This window comes from Frankia sp. RB5, from assembly GCF_059816245.1.
Genome location: NZ_JCBATA010000001.1, coordinates 42,061 through 55,161 on the forward strand (window position 1 = coordinate 42,061; position 13,101 = coordinate 55,161).

The 13,101-nt window shown below is 72.2% G+C and carries 10 protein-coding genes; 6 read left to right on the forward strand and 4 right to left on the reverse strand.

Annotation, left to right across the window (positions count from 1 at the left end):
• Positions 1-22: 22 nt before the first annotated feature.
• The 3 genes from AC6EXY_RS00175 to AC6EXY_RS00185 all read right to left on the reverse strand — a co-directional run bounded on the left by AC6EXY_RS00175 (position 23) and on the right by AC6EXY_RS00185 (position 2,296).
• On the reverse strand, positions 23-1,030 hold the full coding sequence (locus AC6EXY_RS00175) for an NlpC/P60 family protein (RefSeq protein WP_101835271.1): 1,008 nt from the start codon (positions 1,028-1,030) through the stop codon (positions 23-25).
• Positions 1,031-1,037: 7 nt separating this feature from the next.
• The gene (locus tag AC6EXY_RS00180) at positions 1,038-1,742 is read right to left on the reverse strand and encodes a hypothetical protein (RefSeq protein WP_499817441.1); all 705 of its coding nucleotides are present in this window, start codon (positions 1,740-1,742) and stop codon (positions 1,038-1,040) included.
• A 125-nt stretch (positions 1,743-1,867) separates the two neighbouring features.
• Complete coding sequence (locus AC6EXY_RS00185) at positions 1,868-2,296, reverse strand: helix-turn-helix domain-containing protein (RefSeq protein ID WP_243408059.1); 429 nt, start codon at positions 2,294-2,296, stop codon at positions 1,868-1,870.
• A gap of 1,021 nt (positions 2,297-3,317) precedes the next feature.
• Between AC6EXY_RS00185 and AC6EXY_RS00190 the strand changes: the two genes are divergently transcribed.
• The 6 genes from AC6EXY_RS00190 (at position 3,318) to AC6EXY_RS00215 (ending at position 11,928) form a co-directional block, all read left to right on the forward strand.
• Positions 3,318-5,540, forward strand: coding sequence for a MinD/ParA family ATP-binding protein (locus tag AC6EXY_RS00190; protein WP_499817440.1), 2,223 nt, complete (start codon positions 3,318-3,320; stop codon positions 5,538-5,540).
• A gap of 13 nt (positions 5,541-5,553) precedes the next feature.
• Complete coding sequence (locus AC6EXY_RS00195) at positions 5,554-5,970, forward strand: DUF6112 family protein (RefSeq protein ID WP_101835277.1); 417 nt, start codon at positions 5,554-5,556, stop codon at positions 5,968-5,970.
• Positions 5,971-6,039: 69 nt separating this feature from the next.
• Complete coding sequence (locus AC6EXY_RS00200) at positions 6,040-6,825, forward strand: hypothetical protein (RefSeq protein ID WP_101835279.1); 786 nt, start codon at positions 6,040-6,042, stop codon at positions 6,823-6,825.
• Positions 6,822-8,249 carry a hypothetical protein gene (locus AC6EXY_RS00205; protein ID WP_101835281.1) on the forward strand — a complete coding sequence of 476 codons (1,428 nt, stop codon included), beginning with the start codon at positions 6,822-6,824 and terminating at the stop codon, positions 8,247-8,249. The genes AC6EXY_RS00200 and AC6EXY_RS00205 overlap by 4 nt, the downstream gene beginning before the upstream one ends.
• A 134-nt stretch (positions 8,250-8,383) precedes the next feature.
• Complete coding sequence (locus AC6EXY_RS00210; protein ID WP_101835283.1) at positions 8,384-9,886, forward strand: SCO6880 family protein; 1,503 nt, start codon at positions 8,384-8,386, stop codon at positions 9,884-9,886.
• Positions 9,883-11,928 (forward strand): putative type IV secretion/conjugal transfer ATPase, encoded by a 2,046-nt coding sequence (locus AC6EXY_RS00215; protein ID WP_243408060.1) that lies wholly within the window; start codon positions 9,883-9,885, stop codon positions 11,926-11,928. Before AC6EXY_RS00210 ends, AC6EXY_RS00215 begins: the two co-directional genes overlap by 4 nt.
• Here AC6EXY_RS00215 and AC6EXY_RS00220 read toward each other — a convergent pair.
• Positions 11,895-12,845, reverse strand: coding sequence for an SCO6745 family protein (locus tag AC6EXY_RS00220; RefSeq protein ID WP_101835285.1), 951 nt, complete (start codon positions 12,843-12,845; stop codon positions 11,895-11,897). The two genes, AC6EXY_RS00215 and AC6EXY_RS00220, sit on opposite strands and share 34 nt — an antisense overlap.
• Between the last annotated feature and the right edge of the window lie 256 nt (positions 12,846-13,101).

The following is a 13,101-nucleotide window of genomic DNA, read 5'->3' on the forward strand; positions in this document are numbered from 1 at the left end:
AAGTCACGCCCGCCGCCTGGCGTCACGGCAGCTTGTCGAGAGCCTTCGCCAGCGGGCGGGTCACCGCGACGATGCCCGTCCAATCCGAAATGTCCGACTCGACGACGCCCCACCGGGCGCCCTTCGCCGCGATCACCCGACCGTCACCGATGTACATCCCGACATGGCCCGGGGCGTCGGCGGTGCCGTCCGAGCCGGGTGTGAACAGCAGGTCGCCGGGCTGCGGATCGACGCCGGCGACCACCGGGCCGGCCGCGAGCTGGTCCGTGGTCACCCGCGGCAGCTCGATCCCGATGGTGCGGTAGGCGGCCTGGACCAGCGACGAGCAGTCCCAGGTGTCCGGCCCGACCGCACCCCACACGTACGGCTTGCCGACCTGCGACTGCACGAACGCGACCACGGGCGCGATCGTGCCGGTCGGGATCACCATCCCGGGGTCGAGCGAATCGCCGTACACCAGCGACTGCGCGAGGATCGTCCGGACGTAGTTGCGGGTCTCGGTGTAGGGCGGGATGCCGGCGAAGGCGAGCACGGCGCCGGCACCGGCGTTGTAGGCGGCGAGCATCTTCTCCTGCCCGTCCCCGGGCACGGAGGCCACCGACGCCGCCACCTCACAGTCGTAGCGCGCCGCGGCGGGGATGGCGTCCGCCGGGTTCCACACGTCCCCGCCCTGGCCGTGACCGGCCCAGGTGGCCGGCATGAACTGGGCGATGCCCATGGCCCCGACGGGGGAGCGCGCCTGCGGGTTGAACCCCGACTCCTGGTGTAGCTGGGCGGCCAGCAGCGCCGGTGTCACCTCCGCGCAGCCCGCGTCGTTCGCCGCGTCCGTGATCAGCTGCACGAACTCGGCGGGGATGCCCTCGGAGTTAGTGATCGACCTACTGCCCTGGCCGCGATGCACGAGGAACGGACCGGCGAGCGCGAGGATCAGCACCGAGACCATCATGATGATCCCGCCGATCATGACCGCGGAACCGGTGCCCAGCCAGACCAGCCATCCTGATCGTTTCCGCGGGAAGCCGCGCGCCACCTGTGCCTCACCGCCCCGGCGCGTCGCCGGCGACGCTGGCGAGGTCCGCGCCGGCGACCCGCCACGTTCCGTCGGTCTGGCGCAGCAACGTCAGCGCGGGGGTGGACACGGCGGTCACCGGCGGCTGGGTCCCGGTGACGGTCTCGCGACGGACATTGAGCTGGAGGACGACCCGGCCGGTGTCGGTCGTGTCGATGCCACCGACCGGCGTGACGGCGAGCACCGTCACCTGGGAACGGGTTCCGGCGGCACGCATGACCTCCCACGCCTGCCCGTCGGCACCGCCGGCCGAGCCGGACGCGCCGCCCGCGCCGAGGGTGGCGGCGAAGTCCTCGGTGAGGCAGTCCCTGGCCCGTTCGACGCCGGCGCCGGGGCCGGGGTCCCTCCGGGCGTCAAACGACTGCCAGCGGGTGAAGCAGTCGCTCGCGACCTGGGCCGGGTCCTTCCGGTCCACCTGGCTCGGCGCGGACGCCGCCGCGGTCGCCGTGGCCAGCGGGGGCCCTGGAGCCTGGCTCGCGCCCGGTGGTGGCCCGGTGGTGGCCGGGGCCGGTTGCGGCGCGGGAGTGTGCCCGATCGATCCGCAGGCCGTCAGCGTCACCAGCGCCACCAGCGTGGCGAGAACCCCCAGCAGGGCCGACGGCCGTGCCAGTAGCAGCGCCGGGCGGCGCCGGTGGGGGGAGGCGACCACCGGGTCGCGTCGAGTCGGAAACACCGCGGGCCGCCGTCGCTATCCCGCGCCGTGGACCCGCCTGGCGGCCCCTGCCGCCGAACCCGTGACGACCGCACCGCCGAGCCGGGTGGGCGTGGGCGTGGGCGTCCCGGGCATCCGCCTGGACGTCATTCGCGGCCGTCCAGCCAGTCCCGCACACGTCCGCGGCGGACCCGCCACTGGTGGCCGACCTTGCGGGCCGGGATCGCCCGTTCGGACAGGAGTTTGAGCACCGTGCTCTCGGACAGCCGCAACCAGGCGACCAGTTCCTCGACCGTGAGCACCTCGTCGTCGTCGGACGGCCGGGCCGCGGCGGTCGCCGGCGACGCGGGCCCGGCCACGGTGGGACCCGCGCCGCCGTTCACACCGCTCGTCGCGCCGGCCGCCTGGCCCGGTGGGGCGAACCCGGCCGGCCCGAGCACCGCGGGCCCGCCCACCGCGCCCACCGACCCCGAAACGGCCGGCCGGGCACCGGGCGGCGCCAGGTGCGGCGAGGCCAGCGGGGAGACCGGCGGCGTCGCGCCAGCCGGCACACCCGACGATGTGGTGGATGTCATATTCGATGATCTGGCCGCGCTGCCGCGCGGGCGGGCGGATCCGCTCCCGGACGCCGCACGCAGCGGGGCCGAACCGGCCGGCAGGGCACGACCCTGCGTGGATCCCTGTGGGCCCGCCGGGCGACCGGGGCGACCGGATGATCGGGGCGTCGCCATCGAGAAGCCGTCCTGCGCCACCGACGCTCCTTTCGTCTGCCGCACGATGCGCGCCGCTGATCCCGACTACCCCCCGCCGGCCCCGGCATGGTCACGCGTGGCCGATCACCCGCTCGTCGGGGTGATCCGGGCCGCGCCTCCAGGTCCGGTTCCGGAAGGTACACCGACCCACCTGTCCTGGATAGCCTCAAGCAGAGCTTGTCATACTCGAATGGCTCGTGTTACATCGATCCGACCGCAGCCGAAGGTAAGTAACAGTAAGTAACCTTAACTGGCACTAGCTAACCTGAGAGAGCCGGGAGGGCGACGGCGCGTGAGCGATGTGCCACAGGCACCGCACGATGAGGAAGGCGATGCGCGGCCTGTCTCCCTCATCGGGGCCCGCATCCCGACGGCGGCCTCCCGATCCCACCGGTCGCCCGAGCGGGAGGAGCAGTACGGGCTCGACGGTCCGTCGGGTCCCGAGGACGCCGAGTCACCTCCCTACGCTCGCTCCGGCCGGCGACGCCATCGGCGCCGCGGTGCGTCGGACACGCCCGCACCGCCCGACGAGGCGTGGCAGAGCGAGGCGTTCCTCCTTGATGATGCGACATCGGCGACCGAACCGGGTGCAGACCGTGCAAGCAGCGCGGAGGTCACGTCTGGGACAGGGGGTTCGCGCCGCTCTCAGGGGCCATCCGACCCGGGGAACCCCCGCGCCGGGGGCACGGACGCCGGCGATCGAACCCGCGGCGGCCGGTCCCGCCGCGCCGGCCGGCCGGCCGCGATCGCGCCGCGTACTCCGAGTGACGCGACCCGCCGCCCGACAGCGCCGGACGGCGACGCCCCGAGCACCTCACCGGCCACGCCGCCCGGACCCGCGTCCGTGGCTTCGCCGGGGCCTCCGGACGCCTCCGTACCTCCCGTCGCTCCCGGGACGCCGCGCAGCCGCCCGCCGCGCGCCTCCGCGCCGCGCCGCGGCACCGGTCCGAGCACCCCGGCCGGTCCTTCCGGTCCGGTCGCGGGTCCCCTGGAGTCCCCGGCGAGCGTCTCCGGGGCGGACGGCGTCCTCGCCGCCCGTGACCGCGGCACGCGCCCGGAGGATCCCCACGGTGCCCCAGCCTCGGCCGCCGAAGGCCCGGGCTCCTCCGCGGTTCTGGATGGCTCGCCGGATCCGGACGCCTCCGCGGGCCTGGACGCTCTGCCTGGCCTGAGCGCTTCCGCTGACCTGGACGCCCCCGCTGACCTGGACGCTTCCGCTGGCCTGGACGCTTCCGCCGCTCCGGGGGCCGTTCCCGCCCCAGGCGCCGTCACCGAGGCGTTGGCCGGCCCCGGCACGAGCAGCGGCGCCGACGCGATCGTCGTCGCCGATCCACTGGCCGCCACCGACCCGCTGGCGGATCCGCGCGGGCTACCGCCTACGGCGACCGACTCCCACGACATCGCCGACCGGATCACCGACTCCGAGTGGGCAGCGCATTCCGACCGGACCACGGTCACCGACCCGATCGTCGTATCCGGGGTTGACGCCGCCGGACCGCTCACCGTGACCGAGCCGGTGGCCCCAGGCACCGCCTCCGAGCCGGACGGGCCCGCCAGGCCGGGTGTCGGTTCAGCCGCGCCGACGGCCGGCGGCGCGGTGACGTCGCTCCCGTCCACCGGATCCGTCGCGCTGTCCGGCCCGTTCGCCGGGGAGGCGCTGGCGACGGGAGTCGGCTCGCTACCGGCCATCGCGCCGCCGCCGGCGCCCGTGCGCCCCCCGTTGCCGGCGACGCCGCCTGACGAGCAGACCGCCCCGGCCGCGCCTCGGCCGCGCTCCACGCCCGTGCCGGCCACGCCAGCACCCGCCACGGCGCGACAGGAACACCCGGTCGACCGGCCCCGTCCGAGACATGGCGGGCATGGGCTCGAACCGTGGGAGGAGATCCCGCTCCGCCTGTCGGTGCGGGACCGGGCCCGTATCCCGCTGCCCGGCTCCTGGCGGATCGCCGTCACCTCGCTGTTCCCCTACTCGGGGACGACCACGCTCGCCGGCGTGATCGGCCTGACCCTCACGGGGATGCGGGCCCATCCGGTACTGGCCGTCGACCTGTGGCCCGGGGATCGTCCCGCGGCCGCGACCGTGCCGGCGCCACCGGCCACGCCCACGGACGAGGAGGAGCCCCGCGGCGACCCGCTGACCAGCCGCGTCGGCTCGACCGGAACCACCACGGTGGAGGACGTCGTCCGGCATCACGGCGAGGACCGCTCGCCGGCGGAGCTGCGGCTGATGATCAGCGGCCAGCGGGCGGGGAGCGCCCGGGACCTCGACGTTCTGCCGCTGCGACGGGACGCGGGCCGGCTCGCCGCGGAGCCGTCGGCGGCGGGATCCACGCCGCCGGACACGGCAAAAACCCCGACCGTCTCCGTCGAGGAGCAGAGCGTCACCCCCGGCAATCTGCGGTCGGCGCTCGGCCTGCTCGCCCACTCCTATCCGCTCGTTCTCGTGGACGCGCCGGCAGAGGCGCCACTCACCGAAGGTGCGATCGAGGCGTCGGACCTTGTGGTTCTTGTCACCCTCGCTACCGCGGCAGACCTTGAGGCGACGCTGATGCGCCTGCGGGCCTTCCGCGAGGTGTCGGGTGGACGGCTCGCCGGTGCCGGCGCCCCACCGATCGTCGTCGCCATCGTCGCCCCACGTCGCGGCCGCCCCTCGCCCCGCACCCGTGCGGCGGCGGCGCGCCTCGACCGGCAGGTGGACGCGCTCGTCCGCATTCCCTACGACCCACGGCTGGACCCCAGCCGGCACACGCCGGTACGCATCCCCCGGCTACGCAGACGTACCAGGCGGGCATACCTGCGCCTCGCCGCGGCCACGATCGAGAACCTGTTCATCCTCGCGAAAGCCGAGGTCGAGACGGCTGCGGTCATCGGCCAGCAGCCGGCAGCATCGTCACGCTCCGCTGTCGCAGGTGTGACGACGGGCATCGGGGACGGCGCGACGGGCACCTCCACGGCCACTACCGCGGATCACAGAGCACCGGCCGGCGTATCATTCGGCGACCTACGGTCACCAACGGCACCCTCACGGATCGCCGGACCGGATCGTCCGGGCGGCCCCCGCCTGTGAGAAAGGAACCGCGATGATCCACGACGCCGCCTCCGCCAAGGCGACCGTCATGTTCCTTGCCGTCGAGGTGAAGCCGGACGACTCGAAAGCGCCCGGCATCAACGCTCTGAAAGACCTGGTCAACGGCCTGGCCGCCTACGCCGTGATCGCTGCCGTAGCCGCCGTGCTACTCGGTGGGATCGCCTGGGCGCTCGGTGAGCGGATGGGGCTCGAGCGGGCGTCGACGGTCGGAAAGAGCGGGGTCATCGCGGGCTTCGGCCTCGCATTCCTGGTCGGCGCCGCGGCCGCCTTCGTCAACTTCTTCCTCGCCACCGGCGCAACGGCCACCGCGCCGGCGCCCAACCCGAGCGGCCACCGCCCTCCAGCCGTCGAGCTCACCGTCGCCGTTGACCCTGGCGTGGTCCATGACCCGACGTCAACGCTCTTCTGACCGGTTCCCCGGGTACCCGCGGGCGGACATTGCGATGATGACCGTGCCGTCTTGTGAGGGGAGTGGGCGTTGCAGGGCCTGATGGACAACGTGGCCAGGCGCCTGATCATCATCATCGTGGCCACTGGAGCGGTAAGCGTGGTCACGGGCGTGATGATCGGTCGCTATGCCATCCCAGACAAGGGCGCAAGCCCCGACACCGCCTCCGTAGCCCCTGCGCCAACTTCCGAGGCCAAGCCCACTACAGCCACTCCTACTCTGATCCCGACTCCAGGCCCCACCTCCGCTCCATCCGAAGTCGTAGACGGCCAGAGCCAAGTGCCCGGACTTCCTATGCGTGTCAACGAGTTCAAGATTCCCGTTGGCTACCCTCACAACGAGCCTGGAGCAGTAAGCGCCTGCGCCAACTACGTTGCAGCATATAGCGACGCAAGTAATAGAGAGCCCGCCAGGATACGAGAAGTATTCAAGTCAATCACGACAGAGGACTCCGTTGCAGAACGCGTCAGCCAGCGCCTAGTCGAAGCAAATAACGGAACAGCTAAGAATTTCGGCGTATCTTCGGTGAATTCACCAAACTTCGTTCTCCAATATCGGGTTCTTGGTTATAAGGTAGTTGAAAGCAAGTCAGACGAGGCAAAAATTTACATCTGGCTTAACGCGAATGCGGGCGTGACTGATGGCACGCCCGAGACCAAGCCCAGGGACTTCTGGGGAACCGATCTCTGCACTGTTCAATGGCGCGGGTCGGATTGGAAGCTGTTCGATGCAAACGATGGCCCAGATGGCCCAGACCCGGCCGAGCAACGGTCCGAGGAGTTCCGCCGTTTTCTTCTGATCGGAGCGGGCGCATGACGACGGGAACCGCTGGCCAAGGCACCGTAATTCTCGCCTTCAACCCGAACCCCCTGAGCGCCATCAAGGGTGCGATTACGGGGAGTGTGGACGCCTACTTCAGTTCGATGGGGACGGCGTTCTGCGGGATGGCTGCGGACCTGTCCAGCTCGGTCTTCAGCTTCGCGCAGCAGAAGACCTCCATCGACCTGAACGCCGACTACGTCGTCGAGAACTACAACATCGCGTTCGGCATCGCTGTGCTGGTCGTGACCGGTCTCTTCCTGTGTGCCTGCATCATGGGCGCGGTTCGGGGTGATCCGCACATCTTCGTCCGGGCCGTCGCGTCGACCGGGACTGCGATCCTGGGGTCCTTCATCGCGTTGGCGCTGCTCCAGATGATCCTGACCGCCTCGGATGGCATCGCCGACGCGTTCGGCAATGGGAAGCCGCTGGGGGCCTCGCTGGTCGCGCAACTGCGCGCGCTCCCGGAACAGGGCAACTTCGCACTCGACCTCGTGCTGTCGCTCCTGGTGGCAATGTTCTCGTTCGCGCTCTTCGTCGTGCTCTACATCCGGAAGGTGGCCATCATCGTGATGGCCGTGTTCATCCCGCTCTACCTCGCCGGGCAGCCGACGATGTCCACGAGTGCCTGGATCAAGCGGGCAACCGAGATCCTCCTGGCGCTGATCTTCGCGAAGCCGGTCATCTATGCGATCTTCACACTCGGCGCCGGCATGGCGAGTGACTCCACCGGCTCCACGGTCGATCAGACACTGACCATCCTCAGTGGAACCGTGGTGATGATCGCGGCGGTGTTCGCGCCGTTTGTCCTCATGCATCTGATGGGATTCGCTGACGTCCATCTGATGCGCGCGGTCGGATCGGTGGGCCGACGCAGCGCTGCCTCGTTTGGTCAGGGTGCGGGCGCACTGCTCGGATCGACCTCGCGGGAGACCTTCCGGGGAATCGGCGCCCGGCTGCAGACCCGCAACCGTGGCATGCTCGGCGATTCCGGCGGCGCCATCGGCGTCGAGCCCGGCCTCGCCCGGCCGGCGGCGATCCGCACCGGACGGAGCATCGGCGCGCCCGTCGGCATGCCGTCTCGCCCGGGTGCCGCGACGGCGGCCGTGCGGGGACCGTCCACCGGACGGCCACGACCCGCCCGCGTCGGCGCCCCCGGAGGAGGGGGCACCTCGGGCGTCGCGGCGCGCCAGCCAGCCCGTTCGACCGCTCCGGCACGGGCCACCGTCGCGGTCGGCGCGGGCACCAGGTCCGCCGGCGGCACCCGTGTCGCCCCGGCTCGCACGGGTGGCGGCGCGGGAGGTGGCGCCGGCCGATCCGGGCAGGCCACCACAACCAGCGGTCGCCCGCCCGTCACACCCGCCGTGCGCCCGCCCCGGGTCGTCGCGCCCAAACCCCCGACCCGCACCGGCGGCAAGTAGCCGCCGGCCGGGCCGAAACGGAACACAGCCAGTCGATGAGCACAGCCGCGCGGCCCCAGCCACGCCGGACGGGTCGCCCGTTCTGCACCTGGCGGGGCCGCGCGCACAGACCAGCGGGGCGAGTGAGGTAGTCGATGGCCGCGGAACGCAGTTACCGGTTCGGACCGCTCGAACGCGGCGGCGTCATGCTCGGCATGCGCTGGCCGCAACTCGGCCTGATGATCGGCGTGATGCTCTGCGTGCTGGGCGCACTGCGGTCACCGTTGGTGATCGTCCCAATCTGGGTACTGCTCGCGGTGGCCCTGCTGTTCGTCGCCTTCGTCCGAGTGGAGGATCGTAACCTCGACCAGTGGGTGCCGATCATTTTCGGCTTCACGATGCAGAAGGTGACGGGCGAATCGGTGTTCCGTGGCGCGTTCTTCCGGCTTGGTGCCGGGGAGGACCAGCTCAGCCGCACGGTCCTTCCCGGGCCGCTGTCCTCTCTGGTGATGCTCTCCGTCCCGGTGGGGGGCAGCCGTTATGTGGCCGTGGTCAAGGACGCGAAGAAACAGACCTACACGGCCGTCCTGCAGGTGCGGGGAAGCCAGTTCGCGCTGCTCGAGTCCGGCGACCAGCAGGCCCGGGTCGACGCGTGGGGTGAGCTGCTCGCCGGTCTGACGTCGGGCGGCGGGCGGCTGTCGCGCATCCAGTGGCTCGAGCGCACCCTGCCCGACTCCGGCGACCAGCTGCAACGGCACTGGCGGGTCCGCGGCCACCACGACGACTCCTGGACAGCCAACGCCTACCAGCAGGTCATCGACGCGGCCGGGCCCGTCGCCCAGCGGCACGAGACCTACCTGTCGTTCCAGCTACGTACCAAGGACGCCCGCCGGGCGATCCAGCGCGCCGGCGGTGGCGATCAGGCCGCCTGCGCAGTCCTGCTCGGCGAGCTGCGCACGATGGAGGCGGCACTCGCCCGCGCGTCGATCAACACGGTCGGCTGGCTGCCGCCCCGCGCACTCGCGGCCGTCATCCGCACCACCTACGATCCGTACTCGATCGAGATGATCGACGCTCGGGGAGGCGCCAGCACCGACCTCGCCGGCGGTCTGAAGGGCCTCGCGTCCGGCATTGACCCGGCGATCGCCGGCCCGGTACGCACCGTGACCGCCTGGGATCACTACCGCACGGACTCCGGCTTCCACACCACGTACTGGATCAACGGCTGGCCGCGGGTGCCCTCCCCGGCCGCCTTCCTCGCACCCCTGCTGATGGAGACGACCTGCCGGCGGACCGTGTCGCTCGTCGTCGAGCCGCTGCCCGGGCGCAAGGCCGAGAAGGCCGTCAACCGCCGGCGGATGGCGCACCTCGGCGAGCAGCAGATGCGGGACAAGGTCGGCAAGGTCACAACGCAGCGCGATGTCGCCGAGGCCGACGAGGTCGAACGGCGCGAACAGGAACTCATCGCCGGCTTCGGCGCGTTCCGCTTTCACGGGTTCGTCACCGTCTCCGCGGACGACCTCGACGGCCTGGCCGACGCCTGCGGCGAGGCGGAGACGCTGGCCTCGCGCAGCCGGCTGGAGATGGTGCGCCTCGTCGGGGAACAGGACCAGGGCTTCAGCGTCGGGGCCCTTCCACTAGCGGTTGGGGTCGCATGAGCTCCGGACACACGGCCGACGGCACGCCCGGATACCGAACCGAGACGGCCTACGACGGCTCCGGCTACCCGGGCCCGGCCGCCCACGGCGCGGAGCGCAACGGCACGGACCACAGCGGCACCGGTCACAACGGGCTAAGCCGTAACGGCGTCAACCAGAGCGGTGCGGGGTTCGACGGTTCCGGGTACGACGGTTCCGGGTACGACGGCGCGGCCTACGAGAACACGGCCTACGAGAACGCGGCGTATGACGACGGCGACGGCTTCGACGATGGCTACGACGACGACGTCGACCCGCCGAGCTACGACGAGGCCGGCTACGACCCGGACGGTCCCCGGGCGGCGGCCTACGAGGCGGACTCGCATGACCCGGGACGCGACGCGGAAGGGTTCGTGGACCTCGGCGGCGGGCCGCGGCGCCGGCGTGGGGCGGCAGCCCCCATGCCCGATCCGTCGCCGCGCCGTGGCCGGCGGGTCGAGCGGACGGCCGCCAACTCGGAGAAGGCCGCGATGCGGCGCGCCCAGGCGGCGCTGCGCCGCGGGGCGCAGCCCCCGCGGGTCCTCGGCCCCTTCGCCGGACGGATCTTCCACAAGCTGCGGCTGCCCGCGCACATGGAGACGACAGCGCAGATCGCCGGCATCTACCCGTTCGTCGTCGACTCCGGCCTCGACGCGCCGGGCATGTACATCGGCCGGCACGTCTGGTCGGGCAACTCCTTCGACTTCGACGTCTTCGAGCTGTACCGCCAGCAGGTCATCGAGAACCCGAACTTCGCGGTCTTCGGCGCGGTCGGTTCCCGCAAGTCGGCGCTGCTCAAGACGCTGATCTCCCGGGGTGCGGCGTTCGGCTACCAGGCCGCCGTCCCCTGTGATCCGAAGGGCGAGTACACGCGGCTCGCGCGCCGGCTCGGCTGCGAGCCCACCTACATCGGGCCGGGCATGGCGACCAGGCTCAACCCGCTCGACGCGCCGCCGCGCCCCCGCGGCATCGCCGACGCGGACTGGGCCCGGGAGGTCAAGCGCGCCCGCTCGGCCCTGCTGTCCTCCCTGATCGAGACGGCGAAGGGGGTTCCGCTCACCCCCGCCGAGCACACCGCCGTGGACCTCGCCCTCGACGTCGTCACCCGGCAGATCACCGGCGCCTCCCCGGAGCGCTGGGCGACGCCGCTGCTTCCCCACGTGCTGGAGGCGATGACCGACCCCAGCGAGGAGGACTGCTCGAGCCTGCCGATGACCGCCACCGAGCTGCGCGACGCGTCCCGGGACGCGACCCTCACGCTGCGCCGGCTCACCCACGGCGCGCTCGGCGGCCTGTTCGACGGCCCGACGACGTCCCCGCTGGACTTCGACCGTCCCATCGCCGTGCTCAACCTGGAGCGGGTCCAGGGCAGCGACGAGATGATCGCGCTGATCATGACGTGCGCGCAGGCGTGGATGGAGGCGGCGCTGATGCGCCAGGACGGCGTGCAGCGCTACGTCGTCTACGACGAGTGCTGGCGGCTGATGCGCTTCGCGGGGCTGGTCCGCCGGCTGTCCGCGCAGCAGAAGCTCGCCCGCCAGTGGGGCTGCGCGAACGCGATCGTCGCCCACCGCATCTCCGACCTGCTCTCCGCCTCCCCCGACTCGGTGGAGATCGCCAAGGGTCTGCTCGCCGAGACGGCGATCCGCATCCTGTACAAGCAGGCGTCCGACCAGATCGCCGACACGCAGGAGGCGCTGGGGCTCACCGACGTCGCCGCCGACCTGCTGCCCCGCCTCGATCCCGGGTTCGCGCTGTGGCTGATCGGGTCGCGGGCGTTCTACGTCGAGCACGTCGTCGGCGATCTGGAGATCCCGGTGGTGCTCAACGGGTCGAAGATGCACGGCGAGGTCGACGACACCAACCTCACCCCGGACGACCTCGACCCGGCGGAGCTGGATCCGCCGGATCTCGGCCCCGGCGTGCCGCCGCCCGGCCTGCGGCTGGACGGCGGCGACCTCGACGACGAGCCGTTCGCCGGCGGGTACGGCTACCCGTCCGTCGAACCCAGCTCCACCGGCTGACGCGGCCGGTCCGACGCCGGCGGCCAGTTCAACCCGATCGGGTTCGGCCAGGTGAAGCCGCCGCCGAGGGCGACCCGCTCGGCCAGCCCGTACAGGATGGCGTACAGCTCGTCCCGTTCGTCGTGGGCGAGTTGACGGTAGGGGGCGGCGGCCAGCAGATCCGTGATGTTCTCGATCTCGGCGCGAACCTGCGCCCCGTGCGCCGTGAGGGTGCCGTCGGGCGTCAGCCAGCCGCGGGCGGCGAGGTCGGCGGCGGCCCCCGCCCACTCCTGCTCGCTCCACCCGCGGGACACCCGCAGCTGCTCGGCGGGGCTGCGTCCGGTCGCCGCGGAGAGGATCAGCGCCTCCACCGGGCCGACCTCGGACCGCACGAGGGCGGCGACATGCCCGTCGCCGCGGTGCTCCCGCAGCATCGTCAGTGCCTGCCACAGGGCCAGATGCGGCTCGCGGGGGATGGGCAGAGCGGCGTTCGCGGCGGCCAGTGGGCGGCCGGCGGTGACCGCGGCAGCGGCGACCCGGCCGGCGAGGTCGGCGGCGCGGCGCACCACAACGCCGGTCGCGTCCAGACCCCACAGTTCGCGCAGCACGGCGTCCACGGCCGCGAGCCTGGCGTCGAGCAGGCGCGCCGGTGAGGAGTAGCTCCACACGTCGGGCACCCAGCGGGCGATGCGCCGCGGGGCGAAAGAGTAGAAGGTCGAGGTGATCATCGCGGCGGACGCCGCGCCGAGCGGGGCGGCCCGCATTCCCACATAGCCCGCGCCGAAGCTGTAGCAGCCGGCCTCCGCCGCGAAGCGGCGCACCGCCGGGTGGAAGTAGAGAACCGCGTGGATCGGCTCTGCCACCTCCCAGACCCGGCGGGCATCGTTCGCGAAGGCCGCTCCGCGAGCACTCGCATCCAGCTGTCTACCGTCGCCCATGCAGATCCTCCCGACCGTGAGTCGGTTCCAGCCTCCCCCGGGCGAGGTCCGGTAGGCCAGGAAATGAGGACCTGATCGTCCGCCGAACGGGGGCCGCGTCCCGCCCGACGGTCCGTTGCCAGCAGGAACGCGCCGGAAACGCGATGGAAACGACCCTCGCCGACTTCCCACCCTGGTGCCGGGCGACCACCCCGACCCGGCATGCCCCGGTGTGGTCGGGCGTGTCGCGCCGCGTCCCGCCGGGCGGGCGGGGGCG